The 22,363-nt window shown below is 72.8% G+C and carries 18 protein-coding genes and 1 pseudogene; 5 read left to right on the forward strand and 14 right to left on the reverse strand.

What is annotated here, in order from left to right:
* Positions 1-15: 15 nt before the first annotated feature.
* The 6 genes from ACFC51_RS12285 to ACFC51_RS12310 all read right to left on the reverse strand — a co-directional run bounded on the left by ACFC51_RS12285 (position 16) and on the right by ACFC51_RS12310 (position 8,439).
* Positions 16-2,718 carry a SpoIIE family protein phosphatase gene (locus ACFC51_RS12285; RefSeq protein ID WP_376374343.1) on the reverse strand — a complete coding sequence of 901 codons (2,703 nt, stop codon included), beginning with the start codon at positions 2,716-2,718 and terminating at the stop codon, positions 16-18.
* An 82-nt stretch (positions 2,719-2,800) separates the two neighbouring features.
* On the reverse strand, positions 2,801-4,915 hold the full coding sequence (locus ACFC51_RS12290) for an MMPL family transporter (RefSeq protein ID WP_376374346.1): 2,115 nt from the start codon (positions 4,913-4,915) through the stop codon (positions 2,801-2,803).
* A gap of 120 nt (positions 4,916-5,035) precedes the next feature.
* Positions 5,036-5,782, reverse strand: coding sequence for a YqjF family protein (locus tag ACFC51_RS12295; RefSeq protein WP_376528380.1), 747 nt, complete (start codon positions 5,780-5,782; stop codon positions 5,036-5,038).
* Between the two features lie 46 nt (positions 5,783-5,828).
* Positions 5,829-6,842 (reverse strand): NAD(P)/FAD-dependent oxidoreductase, encoded by a 1,014-nt coding sequence (locus ACFC51_RS12300; RefSeq protein WP_376374352.1) that lies wholly within the window; start codon positions 6,840-6,842, stop codon positions 5,829-5,831.
* Complete coding sequence (locus tag ACFC51_RS12305; RefSeq protein ID WP_376374355.1) at positions 6,839-7,366, reverse strand: isoprenylcysteine carboxyl methyltransferase family protein; 528 nt, start codon at positions 7,364-7,366, stop codon at positions 6,839-6,841. The genes ACFC51_RS12300 and ACFC51_RS12305 overlap by 4 nt, the downstream gene beginning before the upstream one ends.
* A gap of 14 nt (positions 7,367-7,380) precedes the next feature.
* Positions 7,381-8,439 (reverse strand): type III polyketide synthase, encoded by a 1,059-nt coding sequence (locus tag ACFC51_RS12310; protein ID WP_376374413.1) that lies wholly within the window; start codon positions 8,437-8,439, stop codon positions 7,381-7,383.
* A gap of 119 nt (positions 8,440-8,558) precedes the next feature.
* Between ACFC51_RS12310 and ACFC51_RS12315 the strand changes: the two genes are divergently transcribed.
* Positions 8,559-9,446, forward strand: coding sequence for a UbiA family prenyltransferase (locus tag ACFC51_RS12315; protein ID WP_376374357.1), 888 nt, complete (start codon positions 8,559-8,561; stop codon positions 9,444-9,446).
* A gap of 108 nt (positions 9,447-9,554) precedes the next feature.
* Here ACFC51_RS12315 and ACFC51_RS12320 read toward each other — a convergent pair whose 3' ends face one another.
* The 3 genes and pseudogenes from ACFC51_RS12320 to ACFC51_RS12330 form a co-directional block, all read right to left on the reverse strand.
* Complete coding sequence (locus ACFC51_RS12320; protein WP_376528383.1) at positions 9,555-10,454, reverse strand: carbohydrate ABC transporter permease; 900 nt, start codon at positions 10,452-10,454, stop codon at positions 9,555-9,557.
* Positions 10,451-11,413, reverse strand: a pseudogene (locus ACFC51_RS12325) (carbohydrate ABC transporter permease). The gene ACFC51_RS12320 and the pseudogene ACFC51_RS12325 overlap by 4 nt, the downstream one beginning before the upstream one ends.
* Positions 11,410-12,750, reverse strand: coding sequence for an extracellular solute-binding protein (locus ACFC51_RS12330; protein ID WP_376528386.1), 1,341 nt, complete (start codon positions 12,748-12,750; stop codon positions 11,410-11,412). The pseudogene ACFC51_RS12325 and the gene ACFC51_RS12330 overlap by 4 nt, the downstream one beginning before the upstream one ends.
* 463 nt (positions 12,751-13,213) lie before the next feature.
* On the opposite strand from ACFC51_RS12330, the gene ACFC51_RS12335 reads away from it, so the two are divergent.
* The 3 genes from ACFC51_RS12335 to ACFC51_RS12345 all read left to right on the forward strand — a co-directional run bounded on the left by ACFC51_RS12335 (position 13,214) and on the right by ACFC51_RS12345 (position 16,778).
* On the forward strand, positions 13,214-14,128 hold the full coding sequence (locus tag ACFC51_RS12335; RefSeq protein WP_376528389.1) for a diiron oxygenase: 915 nt from the start codon (positions 13,214-13,216) through the stop codon (positions 14,126-14,128).
* Between the two features lie 9 nt (positions 14,129-14,137).
* Positions 14,138-15,847 (forward strand): FAD-dependent oxidoreductase, encoded by a 1,710-nt coding sequence (locus ACFC51_RS12340; protein WP_376528391.1) that lies wholly within the window; start codon positions 14,138-14,140, stop codon positions 15,845-15,847.
* A gap of 388 nt (positions 15,848-16,235) precedes the next feature.
* Positions 16,236-16,778 (forward strand): MarR family winged helix-turn-helix transcriptional regulator, encoded by a 543-nt coding sequence (locus ACFC51_RS12345; RefSeq protein WP_376528394.1) that lies wholly within the window; start codon positions 16,236-16,238, stop codon positions 16,776-16,778.
* Positions 16,779-16,786: 8 nt separating this feature from the next.
* Here the strand turns inward: ACFC51_RS12345 and ACFC51_RS12350 are convergent, their stop codons facing one another.
* The gene (locus tag ACFC51_RS12350) at positions 16,787-17,668 is read right to left on the reverse strand and encodes a helix-turn-helix transcriptional regulator (RefSeq protein ID WP_376528397.1); all 882 of its coding nucleotides are present in this window, start codon (positions 17,666-17,668) and stop codon (positions 16,787-16,789) included.
* A gap of 101 nt (positions 17,669-17,769) precedes the next feature.
* Here ACFC51_RS12350 and ACFC51_RS12355 point away from each other — a divergent pair, with 101 nt between their 5' ends.
* Positions 17,770-18,462 carry an SDR family oxidoreductase gene (locus ACFC51_RS12355; RefSeq protein ID WP_376374377.1) on the forward strand — a complete coding sequence of 231 codons (693 nt, stop codon included), beginning with the start codon at positions 17,770-17,772 and terminating at the stop codon, positions 18,460-18,462.
* A gap of 21 nt (positions 18,463-18,483) precedes the next feature.
* On the opposite strand, the gene ACFC51_RS12360 is transcribed toward ACFC51_RS12355, so the two are convergent.
* From ACFC51_RS12360 to ACFC51_RS12375, 4 genes are read right to left on the reverse strand one after another with little or no spacing between them, the layout of a single operon-like run.
* Positions 18,484-19,500: a Rieske 2Fe-2S domain-containing protein gene (locus ACFC51_RS12360; protein ID WP_376374379.1), complete on the reverse strand. Its 1,017-nt coding sequence runs from the start codon at positions 19,498-19,500 to the stop codon at positions 18,484-18,486.
* Between the two features lie 2 nt (positions 19,501-19,502).
* Entirely contained in the window at positions 19,503-19,727 is a 225-nt protein-coding gene (locus tag ACFC51_RS12365) for a recombinase-like helix-turn-helix domain-containing protein (RefSeq protein WP_203184485.1), read from the reverse strand.
* Between the two features lie 28 nt (positions 19,728-19,755).
* On the reverse strand, positions 19,756-20,691 hold the full coding sequence (locus ACFC51_RS12370; RefSeq protein WP_376528401.1) for a PDR/VanB family oxidoreductase: 936 nt from the start codon (positions 20,689-20,691) through the stop codon (positions 19,756-19,758).
* 38 nt (positions 20,692-20,729) lie between these two features.
* Positions 20,730-22,355: a thiamine pyrophosphate-binding protein gene (locus ACFC51_RS12375; RefSeq protein ID WP_376374387.1), complete on the reverse strand. Its 1,626-nt coding sequence runs from the start codon at positions 22,353-22,355 to the stop codon at positions 20,730-20,732.
* Positions 22,356-22,363: the final 8 nt, after the last annotated feature.

The following is a 22,363-nucleotide window of genomic DNA, read 5'->3' on the forward strand; positions in this document are numbered from 1 at the left end:
CGCGGCCGGCCCGCCTCAGACCGGGCCGTTCACCCCGGGCTGGAGCACCTGCTCCGTCCAGATGACCTTGCCGCCGTCGTCGGTGTAGCGGGTGCCCCATCGCTCGGCCATCTGGGCGACGAGGAAGAGGCCGCGGCCGCCTTCGTCCATGCTGGCCGCCTGGCGCAGGTGCGGGGAGGTGCTGCTGCGGTCGGACACCTCGCAGATCAGCGTCCGGTCGCGGAGCAGCCGTACGCGGATGGGGCCGGTGGCGTAGCGGATGGAGTTGGTGACCAGTTCGCTGAGGATCAGCTCGGTCGTGAACGCCTCCTCGGCCAGGTCCCACTCGGCCAGCTTGCGGGAGACCTGGGCACGGACCTCGGAGACGGCCGAGGGATCCGACGGCACGTCCCATTCGGCCACGTTCTCCGCGGGGAGGCGGAGGGCACGGCCGACGAGCAGGGCGACGTCGTCGCGGGCGCGTGCGGGCACGAGGACGCGGAGGACGGCCTCGCAGGTCTCCTCCGGGGTCCGGTCGGGGTGTCCGGCCAGGGTGCCGCGCAGCAGTTCCAGCCCCTCGTCGATGTCGCGGTGCCGCTCCTCGACGAGCCCGTCGGTGTAGAGCACCAGGCGGCTGTTCTCCGCAAGCTGGATGTCCAGGGTCTCGAAGGGCATGCCGCCCAGCCCCAGGGGCGGGCCGCCGGGCACGTCGGCGAAGGCGGCGCTGCCGTCCGGGCCGACGATCACGGGCTGGAGGTGACCGGCGCGGGCCATGCTGCACCGCCCGGAGACCGGGTCGTAGATCGCGTAGAGGCAGGTGGCCCCGGTGACTCCGCCGCCCTCCGACCCCTCGGCCGACTCGTCCTGGTCGATGCGCGCGACGAGCTCGTCCAGGTGCCACAGCAGCTCGTCGGGCGGCAGGTCCAGGGTCGAGAAGTTGTGGACCGCGGTGCGCAGGCGCCCCATGGTGGCCGCTGCGTGGAGTCCGTGCCCCACGACGTCCCCGACGACGAGCGCGACCCGGGCGCCCGGCAGCGGGATGATGTCGAACCAGTCGCCGCCGACGCCGCCCAGCCCGCCGAGCCCGGCCTGTGCGGGGAGGTAGCGGTAGGCGGCGTCGATGGCGCTCTGGTCGGGGAGTCCCTGCGGCAGCAGGCTGCGCTGCAGGGTGACCGCCACGTTGTGCTCGCGTGAGTAGCGGCGCGCGTTGTCTATGCTCACCGCGGCGCGGGCGACGAGCTCCTCCGCGACGGACAGGTCCTCGTCCTCGAAGGGCTCCGGCCTCTGCGCCCGCCAGAACATGGCCACGCCGAGGACGACGCCCCTGGCCCGCATGGGGACGGCCATCAGCGAGTGCAGCCCGGCCTCCACGATGCGCTCGGCCCGTTCCGGATGCTGCTGCTGCCAGCCTGAGCGCATCGTCAGATCGGTGTCGAGGACGGCGTCCCCCCTGAGCAGACCGGCACCGATCGCCGTGGTGGGCAGGAAGCGGATCACCGATCCCAGGGGGTAGAGGCCCGTGTCCTCGCGGGGCCCGCTGAAGGCCGACCGGCGCAGCCCTTCGGTGCTGGCGCGGACGGCCGTGGGCTCCTCGCCGCGCAGCACGCCCTCCGCGAGGTCCACGGTGGCGTAGTCGGCGAACCTGGCCGTGCCGAAGTCCGCCAGCTCCTCGCACGTCCGTACGACGTCCAGGGCGGTGCCGATCTCCGTGCCCGCGTCGTAGAGGAGCTTCAGCCGGCCCCGTGCGATGGCGGCCTTGCCCGTGAGCGCCTGCAGCTCGGTGGTGTCCCGCAGGGTCGTGACGCTGCCCGGCGGCCCGCCGTACCGGTCCGTGGCCCGCTGGCTGACGGACAGGAGCCGGTCGCCCACGGAGTACACCTCGTCGGTGGCGCTGCGCCCCGAGGTGAGCAGCCCGGTGACGACGGGGTCGAGCCCGAGCTCCGCGACGGGCCTCCCCTCGACGTCCGAGGGCAGTCGGAGCAGTCGTCGGGCCTCGTCGTTGGCCAGCAGCAGCCGGCCGTCCCCGCCGGCGATGAGCACGCCTTCCCGCACGGAGTGGAGGACGGCGTCGTGGTGCTCGTACATCCGGGTCATCTCGGTCGGTCCGAGACCGTGGGTCTGGCGTTTCAGCCGGCGGGTGACGAGCGCCGTGCCGCCCATGGTGAGCAGCAGTATCGCGCCGGCGGACCCGAACAGGAGGGGGAACTGGCCCTCGGTGACACCGCTGACGTTCTGGATGGTGATCCCGGCGGAGACCAAGCCGATCACCTCGCCGTCCGCACCGAGGACGGGGACCACCGCCTGGACGAGCGGGCCGATGGTGCCGTCGATCTCCTCGGTGACGACGTGGCCCTTCAGAGCGGGTCCCACCTCGCCGACGAACTTCTTGCCGATCCGGTCGGGCAGCGGGTGCGTGTAGCGGACGAGGTCGCGGCTGGTGACGACGATGAAGTCGACGCCCGAGCCCTTGCGCGCGGCCTCGGCCTTGGGCTGCAGCACGGCGGTGGGATCGGGGCTCTCCAGTGCGGCTTCCATGCCCGGGGCGTTCGCGAAGGTCTCGGCCACGGCCACGGAGCGGTTGCGCGCCTCGCGTTCGCTGTCGGCGCGGGACTGCAGCACGAGCGCGGCCACGGCGGCAGCGACGATCAGCACCACGATCGCCACCTGCAGGAGAAAGACCTGACCAGCGAGGCTTCTCATCCGGAGAAACGAACGCGGGCGGCCGTAGCGTCCGGCCATGTCCACCTTTTTACACCCTGCCCCTACGCCGGGCGAGCCGTGCGCGGCGGCTTTTCGGGACCGGGCCGCGGGTGAGGGCCGCTCAGAGGGTTCCGGACGGCCGGGCCGCCCCGCCGTCCTCGCGGGCCGTGCGGTGCGGCCACCAGACGCGTGGCCCGATGTCCAGGAAGAGCGAGGTGACCAGCACGGACCGGACGACCAGGGTGTCCAGGAGGACGCCCAGGGCCACCGTGAAGCCGATCTCGGCGAAGGCCACCACCGGAAGGGTACCCAGCGCGGCGAACGTGCCCGCCAGGACCAGGCCGGCCGAGGTGATGACCGCGCCGGTGGCGGCGAGTCCCGTCACCACGCCCGCGCGGGTGCCCCGGTGCAGGGCCTCCTCGCGGATCCGCGTGGTCAGGAAGATGTTGTAGTCGATCCCGAGCGCCACCAGGAACACGAAGACGAACAGCGGGAAGTCCGTCGTCTCGCCCGCGTAGTCGAAGACGTGGCGGAAGGCGAGCGCGCTGACGCCGAGCGCGGCGGCGAAGGACAGCACCACGGTCGCCACCAGGAGCAGGGGTGCCAGCAGGGCGCGCAGCACCAGCGCGAGGATGATCAGGACGACCAGCAGCACCAGCGGGATGATCAGCAGGTTGTCGTGCCGGGTGGCCTCGTCCATGTCGAGTGCCGCTGCGGTGTCGCCCCCCACCTGGGCGTCGGCGCCGGGGATCCGGTGCACGGCGTCGCGGACCCGTTCCACGGTCCGCTCGGCCCGGTCGCTGTCCCCGGCGTCGGTGAGGGTCGCCTCGAAGATGGCCCGGCCCTCGTGCACCGGGCGCGCTCCGGGCGGTACGACGAGGGATCCGGGTACCACTCCTCGGGTCCCCTCGACCGCGCTGCGCACCTGGGCGCTCCGGTCCGCCGCCGCGATGACGACGAGGGGGCTGCCGCTGCCGGCGGGGAAGTACCGGTTCTGGACCTCCTGGCCGGCGACGGAGTCGGGCTTGCCGGGGAAGGAGTCGGCGTTGCTGAGCCCCGCCGCGCGCAACTGGAGGAGCCCCAGCGACAGGACGGCGAGCACCAGCGCGGTGGCCACCCAGACCCTGCGGGGGTGTACGGCGAGCCGCTGTCCGGTCCGGGCCCAGAATCCGTGCTCGGTGGGTTCCGGGGAGCCGGCGTGCGGGACGACGGGCCAGAAGACCCAACGGCCGAAGATCACCAGCAGGGCCGGGAGGAGCGTGAGCATGGCGATCAGGGCGACGGCCACGCCGATGGCCGCGACGGGCCCGAGTCCGCGGGTCGAATTCATCTCGGCGGCCAGCAGGACGAGCATGCTCAGCACCACGGTTCCGCTGCTGGCCAGCACGGCGGGGCCGGCCCGGTGCAGCGCGCGGGCCATGGCCTCGTGCCGGTCCTCGTGGCGCCGTAGCTCCTCGCGGTAGCGGGCGACGAGCAGCAGGGCGTAGTCGGTGCCGGCACCGAAGACCAGCACGGTCAGGATGCCCGCGCTCTGACCGTTCACAGTCAGTCCCGCGTGCGTCGCGAGCAGGTAGATGAGTGCCTGCGCGGCGAGGAGGGCGGCGACGACGGAGACCACGGGCAGCACGAGGAGGGTGGGGCTGCGGTAGGTGATCAGCAGCATGACGATGACCACCGCGAGCGCGGCGAGGAGCAGGGTCGAGTCGATGCCCGAGAAGGCCTCGGAGGAGTCGGCCGCGACCCCGCCGGGGCCGGTGATGTGGACGCTGAGCCCTCCCCCGCCGTCCCCCACGACTTCCCGTACGGAGTCGACGGCGGGGCCGATCCGCTCCCAGCCCTTCTCGTCCATCGTGATGGGGACGAAGATCTGGGCGGCGGCGGGAGCCGTCCTGCTGTCGTAGAGCGGGCCGCGGGTCTCCTCACCCCGTACGCCGTGGGCCCGCAGCGTCAGCAGCTGCTTCTCGTCCGCGGCGATCCGGGCGCGGTCCGCCGCGGTCAGGCCGTCCGTGCGTGCGTAGACGACGACGGCGGTGATGACCTCGGGGCGGAACTCCTTGGACTCCTCCCAGACCTGGGTGGACTCGGCGCTGCTCGGCAGCCAGGACGTGGCGTCGTTGTCCTGGGCGCCGGTGAGTCTCCCCGCGAGGGGGGCCGCGACGACGAGGACGACGAGCCAGAGGACCACGACGAGCCATTTGGCGCGGCGTCCGCACACCAGCCGGGCCACTTCGCGCATGACGCTCCCGCCCCTTCGTACCGTCCCGTGGCGGAGACAGTAGGACGGGGCGCGCGGGCCGGGTCCGCGACATGCCGTGGTCCCCGGGAGCGGGCCACGGTCGGACCATCGGGGGGGGCGCTACGGGCGGGCCGGGCGGCCGAAGCGCACCGGGACACCGGGTGAGTACAGCACGCTCAGCGGTCCGCCGGCGGGCGCGGGCAAGCCTGCCGCCGTCACCAGGTTCTCGTCGCACTCGATGAGCTCCGCGCGGTGCAGGGGCCAGCGCGGGTGGGCGTTGGGGAGGTACAGGGTGCGCCCGTGGAAGGTGCTGTGCATGCCCCAGCGCGCGGTCAGGAAGTGTTCGAGCTCGCTCGGCTCGGCGATCCGTTCGCCGGGGCGCACCACGATCCGGCTGTGGGCGCCCCGGGGGCCGGGCATCCGCCGCCTGCTGGTGTAGGTGAGCGTGTCCTTCTCGCGCCGGATCTCCATCCGGGACCAGACGTACGGCAGCCGGAAGACGGTCCGCGCCACGGCGACGGGGATCAGTCTGGAGGCGTCGAGCGAGCGGAAGACCACCCCGCGCCTGCCGTGCTCGTCCCGCGCGTACAGCCGGACATTGGTCTCCGGGAAGGTGCCCAGGTAGGGGATTCCGGGGAGCCGGAGCCATCCGACGCGGTACATCCGGAAGGCCACGAGTCCGACGTGGGTGACCCCGTCCAGGGTGTCCGGCACGGTGCCGGCGGGCAGGAGCGGCGCCACGTCCGCCGGGTCGGCCGCCCAGTGCAGGAAGGCCAGGTCCCGCCACGACTGCGTCATCAGCGGGTGCATCGCCGGGTGCGGCGGGTCGGGGGTGACGGGCTGGGGCGTGCGGGACGGGGTCGGCATCCGGCCAGGATGACAGAACGGCCGGGAACTGCCGCGCAGGAGGCGGCTATTGCAGGGCGCGCACCGCGGCGTTGAACAGCGGGGGCATGCGGTGGGCGGCGGGCACGATCAGCCCGGCGGTCAGGGGGTGCCCGGCGGCGCGCAGCAGGGCCCCTGTGAGCAGACGGTGACGTCGTGTCAGCCGCGCCCACCGGGCGGGGTAGTCCTCGGGCCGCCCGGCGAGAAGGCAGTCGACCGCCGCGGACGCGGTCGCCGCCGCCAGGGCGACGCCCTCTCCGGTGAGCGCGTCGACGTAGCCCGCCGCGTCACCGGCCAGCAGGACCCGTCCGGCGCCGGGGGCGCTCGCGCTCCGGCGCAGAGGGCCCGCACCGCGCACCGGTCCGGCCTCCAGGCCCCGGAGCGTGCGCGCCAGCGTGGGGAAGGCGGCGAGGTGCTGCTCGTGGGAGCGCCGGTGGCGGCTGAGCACGGCGACGCCGACCTCCTCCTCCCCCACCGGTGTCACGTACGCCTCGCCGTGGCGGGACCAGTGCACCTCCACGAAGTCGGTCCAGGGGGCGACGCGGTAGTGGCGGCGCAGCCCGTACCGGCGCGGCGCGGGAGGACCGCCCTCGAGGCCGAGCGTGCGGCGCACGGGCGAGTGCAGGCCGTCCGCGGCGATCAGCCAGCGGGCCGTCAGCCCGGCCGCCGTGACGCTGTCGCGCCTCTGGTCCACCTCACCCACCCTGCCCGTGACGACGCGCACCCCGAGCTCCGCGGCCCGCCGGTGCAGGGCCGCGTGCAGCACGGTCCGCCGGACGCCGAGTCCCGGGTTCCCCCGGAAGGTGCCCTCGGCCTGCCGGGATCCCTCGATGTAGCGGATCCCCCGGAGTTCACGGCCGGCCGGTTCGACTCCGAGCGCGCGCAGGGCCGCCACCCCGCTGGGCATGATGCCCTCACCGCACGCCTTGTCCACGGGCGCAGGGCGCGGTTCGACCACGACGGCCTCCAGGCCGGCGGCGGCGGCCCGGATCGCCGCCGTCAGGCCCGCCGGTCCCCCGCCCGCCACCAGGATGTCGATCACGCGCCTGCATCCGCCCCCGCGGGGCGGGACAGCGCGCCGTCCTCGCACCGGATGCGTACGGCCATGAGTGCCGCGTTGCCCACGGTGAACAGAAGGGCGGTGACCCAGGCGCCGTGGACGAGGGGGAGAGCCGCCCCTTCCGCAGCGACCGCCACGTAGTTGGGGTGGCGCATCCAGCGGTAGGGCCCGCCGGTCACCAGGGGCAGGCCCGGGACGACGATGACCCGGGTGTTCCAACGGTGCCCCAGGGTCCGGATGCACCACCAGCGCAGTCCCTGCGCGGCGGCCACCACCGCCACCATGCTCCAGCCGGCCCAGGGGACGAACGGGCGGCCGGAGAGCCATGCCTCGGCGACGCATCCGCCGAGCAGCGCCGTGTGGAGGGCAACCATCGGCGGGTGGTGCCCGCGCCCGGCCTCGGTGCCGCCGCGGGCCAGGCTCCAGCGGGCGTTGCGCAGGGCCAGCGCGAGCTCGGCGAGGCGTTCCGCGGCGACGGCCAGGACCAGGGCCGTGTACCAGATCATCTGATTCCTCCGGACTACCAGCGCAGCAGGACCAGTTCGCAGCAGAAGCCCGGTCCCATGGCCATCAGCAGACCGGGGGTCCCGGGCTCGGGCCTCCGCTGCTCCATCGTGTCCCGCAGCACGTGCAGCACCGAGGAGGACGACAGGTTCCCGACCTCGGCCAGCGATCGCCAGGTGACGTCCAGGGCACCCTCGGGCAGGGAAAGGACGTCGGTGACGGCTTCCAGGACCTTGGGGCCTCCGGGGTGGCACACCCATCGGGCGATGTCCTTCGGTTTCAGCCCGTGCTGTTCCAGGAAGCCGCCGACGTCCTCGGCGAGGTACCGGCGTACGACGTCGGGGACGGCCGGGTCGAGCACCACGGTGAAGCCGGAGCCCCGGATGTCCCAGCCCATCACGTGCCCGGTGTCCGGGTAGAGGCGGCTGCGGGTGTCGACGATCCCGGGGCCTTGCACCGGGGCCGGGTGGGCCCCGCCGACCAGGACCGCGGCCGCCGCGCCGTCGCCGAACAGCGCGGTCGCGACCAGGTTGGCGGGGCTCGCGTCGTCACGCTGGAAGGTCAGGGAGCAGAGCTCCACGGAGAGCAGCACCGCCACCTGTCCGGGGTGGCCGAGCAGGTAGTCGTGGAGACGTGCCACCCCGGCGGCGCCCGCGACGCAGCCGAGGCCGAACACGGGGAGCCGCTTCACGTCGGGGCGCAGACCGAGACGTCCGACGAGCCGCGCGTCGACGGAGGGCGCCGCGATCCCCGTGACCGAGGTGAACATCAGCAGGTCCACGTCGGCGGGGCGCAGCCCGGCCTTGCGCAGGGCGCCCCGCACGGCCTCGGCTCCCAGGCCGACGGCGGTGTCGATGAACACGTCGTTCGCCGCACCGAAGCCGTCCAGTGCGCCGTAGCGCTCCAGGGGCAGCGCCATGCTCCGTGTGCGCACCCCCGCGTTCGCGTGGATGCGGTCCAGGACGCGGCGGTCGGCTCCTGCGGGCAGGCAGGTGCGCGCCACCATGTCGGTGATGTCCCGCTGGGTGTGGCGATGAGGCGGCAGGACCCCGTGCACGGCCGCGATCCGGGTCACCCTGGCCACCGTTCAGGAGAGGTCATGGCCCACATCCTGCCCACCTTTCCTGACAAAACGGTGCACATGCGGTGCGCTGTCGCCGTGTTCCCGCACCCGGGTGTCCCTACGATCGTTGCGTGGACCTCACCGAGCGGCCGCCCGCGCAGTCCGATGGCGTACGCCTGCCGCGTGTACCGGCGGCGCTGGCGCTGTCCTGCCATCCGGGCCCGGTCGCGGCGGTCACGGTGCTGGTCACCGCGCTGACCGTCAGTTCGGGTCCGCCGAGCGTCAGGTGGGCCCTGGTCGGCGCCGCCGTGCTGACCGGACAGCTCTCGGTGGGCTGGTGCAACGACGCCTACGACGCCCTCCGCGACGCCGGGGCCGCTCGTCCGGGAAAGCCGGTGGCCCGGGGCGCGGTGGGGCGGCGCGTGGTGTGGGGCGCCGCGTTCACGGCCCTGTTCCTGTGCGCGGTGCTCTCACTCGCGTGCGGCCGGTCTGCGGGCGCGGCGCATCTGACCGGGGTCGTGGCGGCGTGGGCGTACAACCTGAGGCTCAAGGAGACGGTGCTGTCCTGGCTGCCCTACGTGGTCGGCTTCGGCAGCCTTCCGTGTCTGGTCGCCCTGAGCCTGCCCGGCCGTCCGTGGCCGGCGTGGTGGGTGGTGGCGGCGGCTGCGCTGCTCGGCACGGCGGCCCATCTGGGCGACGTACTGCCGGACATCGAGGCCGACCTGCGTGCGGGCATCCGCGGACTGCCCCAGCGGCTGGGCACGGCCAGGACCCGGCGGCTGCTGCCCGTCCCGCTGGTGGCGGCCACGGCCGTGCTGGTCCTCGGGCCCGCCGGCTCCGCGGGCACAGCGGGTGGGGCCGTGCTCTGCGGGGTCGCGCTCCTCGCCGTGGTGGTGACGGCTGCGTGCACCGGGCCGCGGCCGGCGGGAGCCTGGCGCAAGACGGCGCTCGCGGGGACGGTGGCGGTGGCGTCGGTGGACGTGCTCCTGCTGCTGGCCCGCGGCGCGCAGATCGCCTGACGGCCCGTCCGGACGCGGTGGCATCGGTACGGGCCGTCGGCGGGGTGGTGCTCGATCCGTCCCGCCGCCACTGGCCGGCGAGTCCGGTATGCGCGATCCGTTCCGCCGCTACTGGCCGGCGAGTCCGGTGTGCGCGATCCCGCGCACGATCTGCCTCTGGAAGAAGGCGAAGACGATCAGGAGCGGCGTCCCGGCGATCACGAGCGAGGCCATGATCTGGGCGTAGCGCACCCCGAAGCTCGACTGGACGTTGACGAGACCGACGGGCAGGGTCATGCCTCCCGGGTCGGTGGTCACGAGGAACGGCCAGAGGAAGTTGTTCCACGTGGAGATGAAGGTGAAGATGGCGACGACCGCCAGCACGGGCCGGGACAGCGGGATCACGATCGTCCAGAACACCCGCCAGCGGCCGGCGCCGTCGACGAAGGCCGCCTCCTCCAGCTCACGCGGGACGCCCTCGAAGAACTTCACCAGGATGAACACCATGGCGGGCACGGCGACCTGGGGCAGGATCACACCCCAGTAGGTGTCGACGAGGCCGAGCTGCACCATCTCGCGGAACAGCGGGGCGATCAGGACCTGCGGCGGCACCATGATGCCGGCGAGGACGAGCCCGTGGAGCAGGCGCCGGCCGCGGAAGTCGGTGCGGGTGAATCCGTACGCGGCCATCGCGCACGTCACGACGGTCAGCAGGGTGGTCATGACGGAGATGTAGGCCGAGTTCATGAGCCAGACCATCAGGTCGCCCGACTCCCAGACCTTGCTGTACGCGTCGAAGGTGACGCGTGAGCCGATCCAGGAGAGCGGCGTCCGCGTCGTGTCGCCCTCCGGCTTCAGGGAGGTGGCGACGGCCCAGGCGAGCGGCAGGAGCCAGGCGGCCGAGAGGATCAGGGCGATGACGAGCAGGACGATCCTGCCGGGCGTCCAGCGCGACCGGCGGCCTCCGCCGCCGGCGGACCGCTCGGGCCGCGGGTCGGGACGGGTGGTGACGGTGGTGGAACCGCTCACTTCGCGGCCTCCTCAGCTCGGCGCCGGGACAGCAGCGGCTGCACCAGGGAGACGGTCAGGACCAGGGCGAAGAAGATCTACGAGACGGCCGAGGCGTAGCCGATGCGGTAGCCCGTGAAGCCCTGCTGGTAGACGTACTGGAGGATCGGCCGGGTCGACTCGTCGGGGCCGCCGCCGGTCATGATGTAGACCTGGTCGAAGATCTTCAGCGAGGCCAGGACCTGGAGGACCACGACCAGTCCGGTGGTGCGGGAGAGCAGCGGCAGGGTGATGTGGAGGAGCCTCTTCCCGGCTCCCGCCCCGTCCAGTTCGGCGGCCTCGTAGAGGTACACGGGGATGGCCTGGAGCGCCGCGAGGTAGAGCAGGAAGTTGAAGCCGACGGTCCACCAGACGGTGGTCGCCACGATGCTGAGCATGGCGTACCGCTCGTCGGTCAGCCATCCGATCTCCGGGGTCAGTCCGACGGCGGAGAGCATCTGGTCGGCGAGACCGAAGTCGGACGGCAGGATCATGGTGAGGAAGAGCAGGCAGACGACCCCGGACGGCAGCAGGAACGGGGCGAACCAGCTGAGCCGCCACAGCCACTGCACCACCCGAAGCTGGTGGGCGAGCAGCGCCAGCACGAGGCCGACGACCACGAGGGGGACGGTGGACAGGACCGTGAACCAGACGGTGTTCCACAGCGAGGACCACACGTCGGGGTCGCGCACGGCCTCGGCGTAGTTGTCGAGCCCGACGAACCGTCCTCCGCTGCCGGTGATGTTCTCACTGGTCAGGCTCATACCGAGGCCCGATATCAGCGGCCAGACCAGGAACATGGCGTACACGAGGAAGAAGGGCGCGACGAACACAAGGCCGTGTTCGGTCCACTTCCTGCGCACGCCGCGGGCGGGCCGGCCGGCCGCGTCCTGGGCGGGCTTCGCCACGGGTGCGGGCGCCGCCGCGGTGGTGGAAGTCATGACGCTGCTCCCGGGAGGGGGTTGCGGGTGTCGAGGAGTTTCCGCAGCCGCGCATTGGCTTCCGTCAGGGCGTTGCGCGGGCTCCGCGAGCCGGTGAGGACCCCGGAGAACACGGCGCCGAGCTCGATCCACATCCGGGAGGCGGAGCCGGCGAACCACGCGGGTGCGTCCAGCGCCACGTCGTCGATGACGGAGCGGTATTCGGACTGCGGCTTCAGGGCGAGGTACGCGGGATCGTCCAGGACGGGCAGGTAGGCGGGTACGTGGCCGCCCCGGGCCCAGGCCACGGAGTTCTTCAGCATCCAGGCGGCGAGCACGTGGGCGGCCTCGTTCGGGGCGCCGCCGCGGTCGTCCTGGTGCGGCAGGACGAAGGCGTGGCAGTCGGCCTGGGTGGCCGCGGTGCCGAAGAGCGCGGGGACGCGGGTCATGGAGAACGGGAGCCCTGTGGTCGTGAAGGTGGTGATCTCCCATTCGCCGTTGAGGTGGAAGGCGGTCTTCCCGCCGTTGAAGACGCCGACGGATCCCGCGTAGTCGACACGGCGGACCATCAGCCCGTCCTCCACGAGCCGGGCCAGGTACTCCAGCACCCGGAGCGCCTTGGCGTCGTCCAGGGCGATGCGTCTGCCGTCCTCGGAGAGGACCGTGCCGCCCGTCTGGGCGTAGAAGCTGGAGAAGAGGCGCCAGGGCGTGATGCAGTCAGGACCGAGCGTCTCCGTGACCAGCCCCGGCCGCCCGGTCGCCTTCTTCGCGGCGCGCAGGGCGTCGGCGAACTCGTCCGAGCCGCTGATCGGCTTGAGCCGGCCGCCCGACATGAGTCCGGCCTTCTCGCAGACCTCGGTCTGGTAGTAGAGGACGAAGGGGTGGGTGTCGAGCGGCACGGCGTACTGCTTGCCGCCGACCTGGCCGCGGCGCCAGATGTCCGGCGGGAAGTCCTCCTCCTTCACGCCGTGCTCGGCCAGCAGACCGAGGTCGAAGGGGTCGAGGAGCCTGCCGGGGGCGAACCCCGCGAGCCGGGCGAGGTGCAGGGCGGCGAGCTCCGGCGCCCTGCCTCCGGCGCCGGCCATGCCGAGCTTGGTGTAGTACGGGGCGCCCCACTGCAGGGTCGATGCCTCCAGGGCGATGTCCGGGTGCCCGGCCCGGAAGTCGTCCAGCATGCCCTGCATGTTGACGCCGTCGCCGCCGCCGAAGAGATGCCAGAACCGCAGCAGGGTCTGTCCCGGTCCCGCGGCGGTGGCAGGAGCGGCGCAGCCGGACAGGGAGCCAAGGGCTCCGGAGGCGGCCAGGACGCCGGCACCGCCCGCGAGGGCTCGGCGCCGGCTGAGGAGGGGTGGTTGCATGGCGGCTCGTCTCGACTCGTCTCTGCGGTACGGGGACGCGTGAAGAGAGGGCGATCGCGTTCGAAATATCGACGCACGCCCGTGACTTCGGACGGGACCGTAGGCCCGGGAATTGACGGCGTCAATGACTCGCGCTGACATTGCGAACAATGTTCGAGATCCCGAACGCGTGCGGACCCGGAGTGCCCCGAACCCGGGTAGGGCCGCGTACGCACGGGCACACGCAAGGAGATATGGCGAGGATGGGCTCACATTTCTTACTGGGGGGTAGGCCCACCCGGCATCCTTGCTATACCTTCCGTCTAACAAGGGGTGCGGAAGGCCGCCCGGCCCGTGCCGGCGCAGGCCCCTTGTCCGACGCTGCCGCCATGTCCAGTGCGCAGCAAGGCATATGACGTTCCGTCACCCGCATTGCGCATGCGACAGCACCAAGGACATCGCTGACGAACCGAGGAGCCGCACCATGGCAAGCAGCACTGTTCGACCGGATGCCGAGGACCGGCCGCCCGAGGACCACCTCACCCGCCGCCTGCTCGAATCGGCCGCCACGCTCGCCTACGACCCCGCGACGGAGGTCGACTGGGACACCCCGCTGGACAAGGGTTTCCACGGCGCGAGCCCCGAATGGAGCACCCTGTACGGCACCGCCTACTGGGGAGAGCTCACCGAGGACCAGCGCAGGGAACTGACGCGCCAGGAGGCCGCTTCGGTGGCCAGCACCGGCATCTGGTTCGAGATGATCCTCCAGCAGATGGTCCTGCGCGACGTCTACGCGAAGGACCCCACGAGCGCGGACGTGCAGTGGGCGCTGACCGAGATAGCCGAGGAGTGCCGGCACTCGATCATGTTCGCCCGCGGCGCGCAGAAGCTGGGCGCACCGCCCTACCGGCCGCACCGGTTCGCGGTGGAGCTCGGGCGGGCCTTCAAGACGCTGGCGTTCGGCGAGGCCGCGTACGCGGCGATCCTCGTCGCCGAGGAGGTCCTCGACGTCATGCAGCGCGACTGGATGCGGGACGAGCGGGTGGTGCCGTTCGTCCGCACGATCAACAACATCCATGTCGTCGAGGAGTCCCGGCACATGAAGTTCGCCCGCGCCGAGACCCGCAAGCACCTCAGCGGGGCGGGGCCCGTGCGGCGCCGGATCAACGCGCTGGTCATCGCGATCGCGTCGTACGTGATCGTCACCAGCATGGTGAACAAGGACGTCTACGCCAACGCCGGGCTCGACGCGGAGCGCGCCATCGCCGAGGCCAGGGCCAACGAGCACCACAAGTCGATGATGCGCTCGAGCTGTTCGGGCCTCATGGAATTCCTGGCCTCGGCCCGTCTGCTCACCAAGCCCGCCCTGGTGTTCTACAAGCGTGCCCATCTGATCTGAGCGGACGACATGACCTACGCCATCACCCAGACGTGCTGCAGCGACGCCACCTGTGTCTCGGTGTGCCCCGTCAACTGCATCCATCCGACGCCGGAGGAACCGGACTTCGGCCGGACGGAGATGCTGTACATCGACCCGCGGTCGTGCATCGACTGCGGCGCCTGCGCCGACGCCTGCCCCGTGGAGGCGGTCTTTCCGGTGGACAGTCTCCCTGCCGCACAGCAGGAGTACGGCCCGCTCAACGCGGCGTACTTCGCGGACCGCGAAGGCCCCGAACAGGCCCCCGAGGGGCCGAACTTCCACGTGTGGGGTGAGCCGGTCTTCGCGCGCAGCCTGCCGTCGGACTTCGCGAAGCTCCGCGTCGCGGTGGTGGGGACCGGTCCTGCCGGGATGTACGCCGCCGAGGATCTGCTGCTCCACACGAGCGCCGAGGTGACGCTGATCGACCGGCTGCCCGTCGCGGGCGGCCTCATCCGCTACGGGGTGGCACCCGACCATCTGTCGACGAAGAGGGCGGGCGACACCTTCGGCAGATTCCACGCCCACCCGAGGGTGCGCATGCACCTCGGGGTGGAGGTGGGCCGCGACCTCACCCCGGAGGAACTCGCCGCACACCACGACGCGGTGATCTACGCGGTGGGGGCGCCGGCCGGGCGCCGTCTGGGGATCCCCGGCGAGGACCTGCCCGGCAGCATCTGTGCGACCACGTTCGTCTCCTGGTACAACGCCCACCCCGAGGTCGCGCCGGGCGCCGTGGACCTGTCCGCCGAGCGGGTCGTCGTGGTCGGCACCGGGAACGTCGCCCTGGACGCGGCGCGCATCCTGGTCTCCGACCCGGACGCGCTGGCCGCGGGTGACATCGCCGGTCACGCGCTGGACGCCCTGCGCGCCGGCTCGGTGCGCGAGGTGGTGCTCCTGGGGCGGCGGGGGCCGGAGGACGCGGCGTACACCAGATCCGAACTGCTCGCGCTGAAGCACCTGGACGGGGTGGAACTGGTCGTCGACGACCACGACCCCCGGACCGGTGCGACCATCGACGCCGCCGCTCCGGGCGACAAGGCCGCGCTGCTGCGGGACGTCCCGCGCGAGGCGGTGGACTGGTCGGGCCCGCCGCCCCGGGGCCGCCGTATCGTGTTCCGCTTCCACTCCGCCCCCGTGGAGGCGCTCGGCGACGCCGGGCTGCGCGCCGTCCGCGTCACGGACAGGGCGAACGGCGCCACGGACAACGCTGCGAGCGGCGCGAACGGCGCGACGGACAAGGGGACGGACGGCCTGGAGATCCCTGCCGGGCTGCTGCTGCGTGCCGTCGGCCAGCGCGGACTTCCCGTCACCGGGCTGCCGTACGACGAGGCGACGGGCACCGTTCCGCACGAGGGCGGCCGGGTCGCCGGGCGGCCGGGGACGTACGTCGTGGGATGGATCAAGCGCGGGCCCACAGGCGGCATCGGGGCGAACCGGACCTGCGCCGCGGAAACCGTGGGCACCCTGCTGGCCGACGCCGTCGGCGGCGCCCTGCCCGCTCCGGAGCACGGGGCGAAGGCCTTCCACCGTCTCGTGCGGCGCCGCAACCGGCGCGTCGTGGACGCCCGCGGCCTGGCGGAGATCGACCGCACCGAGAAGGCGTTGGGACTCCGCGACGGGCGCCCGCGGGTCAAGCTGGCGACGGTGCCCGAGCTGGTGGCGGCGGCCAGGGGCGGCCGCCGCCGCATACCCGGCTGACCGCCCGGGCCGGCCCGCCGACCACGCGTCGGCGGGCCGGTCGGCGGACCGTTGCGCGGAGACGGACGGAGGGTCGCGCGGCTTCGGACGGGCTGCCGCGCGGCGGCGGGAGCGGGTTGCAGCGCGGCGGCGGGAGCGGATCGTTGCTCGAAGTCGCCGGGGGTTCATCTGACACACCCTCAACTTCATCGTGGGCGCCAGGCATTGCATGCTTAGGTTAGGCTTGCTTTACTAAGCATCCCTCGCCGTCCACGAGGAGGATTCCATGGGGCACTCCGGCCGGCGGTCGGGCCCGGACCCCGGGTCGCTCACGGCCGTCACAGTGCCAGGAAGCACCGTGCACCGGCCGGGCTCCCCGGGGGCGGTCCACGAACCCCTGACAGCGGGCGTGACGCCGTCGAGCGTGCTCGGCCTCAACGCCTATCTCATGTACGCGACGGGCAAGGCCGCGCGCCGCAGGCTCACCGACACGCTGACGGCGCACGGGCTGCGGCTGTGGCATCTGACCATCCTGGCCATGCTGGACGACGCCGGCCGGCTCTCCAAGGGAGATCTCGCCACCCGGCTGGACATGAACCAGAGCGATCTGACCAGGACCGTCACCGGTCTGGAGGCGGCGGGCTATGTGGAGTGCGCGCGCGACCTCGCGGACCGCCGTCGCATCGAGGTCGCCCTGACCCCTGCGGGCAGGTGTGCGCTGGCACGGCTCGACTCCGACGTGGCGGCCACGGAGGCGTACCTCCTCGCCCCGTTGACCGGGGCGGAGCGCGACCTGTTCGCCTCCCTGCTGCGCCGCGTCCACACGCACCTGGAGCTGGACCGGGCGGGGGAGGCGCCGCCCCTCCCGGAGCCGGCAGGGATGCGACCGGACGGCGGGCCGGGCACGCGTGCGGACGCCCTTCGGCCCAGAGGATCCCGCCCCTCCACCTGAGACCGCCCTCACGCGGAACCACGGGCACCACCCGTGGGCGCCCCACCGTGCGGTCCGATGCCGGAACGTTCCGCCCGCTCGGTGAGCTCGGCCAGGCGTTCGGCGTCCCGTGTGCCGGGCTCGGCGGTGTAGATCATGACGCGCAGGTCGCTGCCCGCCACGGTGAGCACGTCGCAGTCCAGGGTCACGGGACCGACGTCGGGGTGGTCGACGGTCTTGCGTGCCGCCTCGTGCCGGCCCGCCGCACCGGAGTCCCACAGGTCCGCGAACCTGCCACTGTGCGCGCGCAGATCCGCGACCAGGCGTTTCAGCGGTTCGTCGGCCGGATAGCGGGCGGTCGCCGTACGCAGGTCGGAGACCAGGGCGGTCTCGAACCCGACCCGGGTCCCGGAGGTCTGCCGGGCCCTGCCGGGCGGACCGACCATGGTCCGCCACACGCCGTTGCGTGCGTTGCCCCGCCATCCCGACGGGTCGCCCATCAGCGCCGCATAGGGTGCGTTGGCCTGGAGCAGGGTCCAGGCGGCGTCGGACACCGAGACGGGGGTCCCTGCCAGCCGGTCCAGCATGCGGTGGACGCTCGGCGAGATGCGGCCCGGTACCGTGCCCGGGCCCGGTGTCGCCAGACCGGCAAGCTCGAACAGGTGCGCGCGTTCCTCCCCGCCCATGCGCAGGGCCCGCGCCAGGGCCTCGACGACCTGTGCCGAGGGGTGGGAGGCCCGGCCCTGCTCCAGCCGCGTCACGTAGTCGACGGAGATCCCGGCCAGCAGCGCCAGTTCCTCCCGGCGCAGCCCGGCCGCCCTCCGGCGCCCGCCGGCGGGCAGCCCCGTGTCCCCCGGTGAGACCCGGTCGCGCCGACGGCGCACCGCCCTGCCGAATTCCGCCGTCGCCATCCCACCAGTGTGCACCGGCGAACGGCCACCGTCCTGGTACCGGCGGTCCCAGGAAAGCCGGGTCACTGGTCCGCTGCCTCGCATCGGCGCACCGTGGACGCATGACCACCACACTGATCACAGGAGCGAACAAGGGTCTCGGATTCGAGACCGCCCGAAGGCTCGTCGAGGCAGGGCACACCGTGTACGTCGGCAGCCGGGACGCCGGACGCGGGCGGCGGGCCGCCGAGCGGCTGGGCGCGCGCATGCTGCACATCGACGTCACCGACGACGCGTCCGTCGCCGCCGCCGCGAAGACCGTGGAGGCCGACGGCGGGCTGGACGTGCTGATCAACAACGCCGGGATCGAGGGGACGGTCGTCGGCGCCGAGGACACCACCGTGGACACGGTGCGGACGCTGTTCGAGACCAATGTGTTCGGACCGGTTCGCGTCCTGCACGCGTTCCTGCCCCTGCTCCGCCGCTCCCCCGCGCCCGTCGTGGTGAACGTGAGCAGCGGCCTGGCGTCGCTGACCCTGGTCAGCACACCGGACACCCCTCACCACGCTTACCCCGGTGTCGCCTATCCGGCCTCCAAGACCGCCCTCAACATGATCACCGTCCAGTACGCGAAGGCCTTCCCCGGCATCCGTATCAACGCCGTGGAGCCCGGCTTCACCGCCACGGACCTGAACGGGCACCGGGGCACCCAGACCGTCGAGGAGGGGGCCGAGATCATCGTCCGTACGGCCCTGCTCGGGCCGGACGGTCCGACCGGCGGGTACGCCGACGTGTCCGGCCCGCTCCCCTGGTGAACGCTCCTGGCGGTGGGCCCGTCAGGCGCCCGCCGCCGACTGCGCCTCGGCCGCCGCGCGGTAGAGGCGGCGCAGCCGCACCACGCCCAGGTCGTGCTGGTAGAGGTTCTCGCGCTGGTCGGCGTCGGACGGCATGGCTTCCAGCATGACCCGGTCCTGTTCCAGGACGTCCCAGTGGCGCTTCTCGATCAGCGTCCGGTACAGGAAGCGCCAGGACGCGCGCTGCCAGTCCTGGACCCGCCGGTAGCGCCAGAAGAAGACGCCGGTGCGCCGCTCGTCCACCGGGCAGACCATGCCGACGATGCCGAACGCGCCACCGGGGCCGGCCGACGGCGGATACGGGATGGAGAGGTCGACCCAGTCCACTCCGGTACGGCAGAGCTCCACCCAGTCGAAGTTGACGCCTCGCTGGTCGGTCTTCTCGAAGAAGTAGCCGCGACCGGTCTCCCGGATGCGGAACTTGGCCGTGGTGTCGCCGTCGAACATGGTGTGCGAGTCGTGGTGGAGGAAGGCACCGTGCATGGGGTCGAGCAGGTTCTCCACGGCGTACCGCCAGGGCGCGTCCCATTCGGCGTAGCAGAGGAAGGCGTCCACCTCGGGGTCGGTCAGCGGCTCGGGCAGGGTGAGCTCGGCGGGCTCGGGGTGCTCCTCGTCGCCGAAGTAGGCGAGGATCGCGCCCGCGACCTCGCGTACGGGCAGCGAGGTCACCAGCTTCTTGCCCTCCAGGCTGCACCCGGGCAGCCCGGGCACGGAGGAGACCGTGCCGTCGGGTTCGACCTCGACGCCGTGGTACCAGCAGGCGACCCGGTCACCGAGGTGTTTCCCGAGGGACAGCGGGGCTCCGCGGTGCGGACAGCGGTCGGCGAGCATGGACAGCGCTCCGTCGGAGCGGCGGAACAGCAGCCACTGCTCGCCGAGGGCGGTCACCTTGCGCATAGCGCCCGGGGCCACGAAGTGCGAGGGGACGACCGCGTGCCACTGGTTGCGCAGCCCGGTCGCGTAGATGTGGTCCGCGGTGGCGGAGGACGACAGCGTCATGGTCAGGCTCCCAGTCGGTTCATCTCGGCGCGGAAGGACTCCTCGGTCCACGGGCTGCCGTCGGCGGCGTGGACCTGTCGGGCGTTGAGCCCGCGCACCACGTCGGCGAGTTCGTGTCCCTCGCGGGTGAAGACCTCCTCGAGGGTGGCGGCGAGCTTGTACTCGTACGGGGTGGGCTCGTGCGTACGGGACTGGTGGACGTCCAGGTACGGCCAGGTGTCGGTCACGGTGTCTCCTGAAGGTGCGGGGGGAAGGTCACAGGTCGAGGACGAGCCGGCCGGAGGCGCACCGCGAGACGCAGATCATCATCGAGGCGCCGGCGGCCCGTTCGGCCTCACTGAGCAGGAAGTCGCGGTGGTCGGGGGTGCCTTCGAGCACCCGGGTCTCGCAGGATCCGCAGATCCCGTCGCGGCACGAGCTCTCCACGGCGAGCCCGGCGTTCTCGGCGGCCTCCAGGACGGACGTCCCGGGGCCGACGGTGAGCGTCAGCCCCGAGGTGCGGCACTCGACCTCGAACGCCTCGTCGTCGCCCTCGTGTTCCACCGTCGGCGCGGCGAAGCGCTCCAAGCGCAGCCGGTCCCCGGGGCAGCGCTGCTCGACCGCCGCGAGCAGTGGTTCGGGGCCGCAGGAGTACACCAGGGTGCCGTCGGGGAGACCGGCCAGCGCGGTGTCCAGGTCGATATGGCCCTGCTCGTCCTGCGGCACGAGGGTGACGTCGCCGCCGAGCGCGCCGAGTTCACCGGTGAACGCCATGGAGGCCCGGCTCCTGCCGCCGTAGACCATGCGCCACGCGGCGCCGCGCCGAGCCGCCTCACGGGCCATCGCCAGCAGGGGGGTGATCCCGATTCCACCGGCGACGAACACATAGGCGTCGGCGTCCTCCAGCTCGAAGCGGTTGCGCGGCTCGGAGACCGTGATCTGCTGGCCGGGCCGCAGCTGGGTGTGCACGAAGCGCGATCCGCCGCGCGAAGCGGGCTCGTTGAGCACGCCGACGCGGTAGACGTCCGGATCGTGCGGGTCTCCGCACAGACTGTACTGGCGGACCTGGCCACCGGCGTGGACGTCGAGGTGCGCGCCGGGGGTCCAGGCGGGCAGGGGTTTGCCGTCGGGGTGGGTCAGCTCGACGGACAGGACGCCCTCGGCCTCCCAGGTCATACGACGGACGGTCAGCCGCAGCGAGTCCTCGCTCATGGTCTGTTGCCTCCTTGCCGGCAGTTCGGGCGGACGGGCTACTGGCCCGGGATCCGCACGGGCGGGGTGAACGGGTTCTTCATCGGACCGAGGGCGTCCAGGTCGACCTCGACGAGCGTGGGCCCGTCGGAGCCGATGGCTCCGGTGAGCACCGGCCCGGCCTGTTCCTCTGCGCGGATACGGGCGTACGGCAGTCCGCAGGCGCGGGCGAGCAGCTCGAAGTCCGGTGTGGCCAGGTCGACCCCGGAGCGGCGGGAGCGGTGGTGGTCCTGCATGTTGCGCAGGACTCCGTAGCCGCCGTCGTTGAAGACGATCAGGGTGAGGCGGGGCCGCTCCTGGGCGAGGGTGAGGAGTTCGCCGAGGTGGACGGCGAGGCCGCCGTCGCCGGCGATCACGACGGTGGGTGTACCGGGCCGGGCGAGCGCCGCGCCGATGCCCATGCCCAGCCCCTGGCCGATGCCTCCCCCGCGCGGGAAGACGTTGTCCCGGGGGTCGTACATCTCCAGCAGGCGGTTGCCCCAGCTGCTGGAGGGGATGGTGACGTCGCGGGCTACGACGGCCTCGCGGGGCAGGGCCGCGCGGATCGCGTCGCAGATCGCGGCCTGCGGGCCGATGGCGTCGTGCAGGATCGCGCGTACCTCGGTGCGTACGGCGCCGACGCGGTCGGTCCAGCCGGGCTCCGCGGGGACGGCGTGCGGCAGCAGGCCGTCCAGGGCCGCGGCGGCGTCGGCGAGCAGCGGGTGGGTGGCCGGGTGGACCCTGCCGAGGGCCGCCGGGTCCACGTCGATCTGGATGTGGGCCGCGGGCAGTTGCAGGGTGTAGTCGGAGGTCTCGTTCGACCGGAAGTGCGTGCCGATGGTCAGCAGGACGTCCGCGTCGGCGAGCAGGGCGCGTACCGCGGGGGTGGTGGCGAAGTTGCCGATGACCTGCTCGTGGTCCTCGGGCACGCTGCCGCGCCCGGAGTTCGAGGTGATCAGTCCGGCGCCGGTGGCCTCCAGCAGGGCGGCCAGTTCGCCGCGTGCGGTGTTCGCGCCGCCGCCCGCCCAGATCAGAGGACGCCGGGCGGAGGCCAGGAGGGCTCCGGCGGAGGCGAGTTCGCTCGCGCCGGGTACGGCGGGGGCCGGCGCGGCGAAGGGGGCGGGCTCGTCGGTCTGCGCCGCGTACTGGAGGTCGACCGGCCACTCGACGCTGGCGGGACCGCCGGGCGCCGTCAGCGCCGAGCGGGCCGCCTCGCGCAGGATCCGGCCGGCCTGCCCGGCGTCCGGAATGCTCGCGGCGTAGGCGGAGACGGCCGCCAGCATGCCGAGCTGGTCCTTGGTCTCGTGGATGAACCCCCGTCCGCTGCCGAGGAACTCGCTCTCCACCTGGCCGGTGACGTGCAGTACGGAGCTGCCGGCGCTCAGGGCTTCGATCAGGGATCCGGCCGCGTTGCCCGCGCCGGTGCCCGTCGAGGTGAGGGCGCAGCCGAGGGTGCCCCGGGCGCGGCCGTAGGCGTCGGCGGCGTTGACGGCGGACGCCTCGTGCCGCACGGGGACGAACCGGAGTTCGCGGTCGACGGCTTCGACGAGCGGCAGGTTGTGGACGCTGACGATGCCGAAGACGGTGTCGATGCCGAGTTCGCGCAGGACGGTGACGAGGAGATCGCCTCCGTTGTCGTGACGCATGGTGTCTC

It is taken from the genome of Streptomyces sp. NPDC055962 (genome assembly GCF_042270185.1).
Classification (GTDB): domain Bacteria; phylum Actinomycetota; class Actinomycetes; order Streptomycetales; family Streptomycetaceae; genus Streptomyces.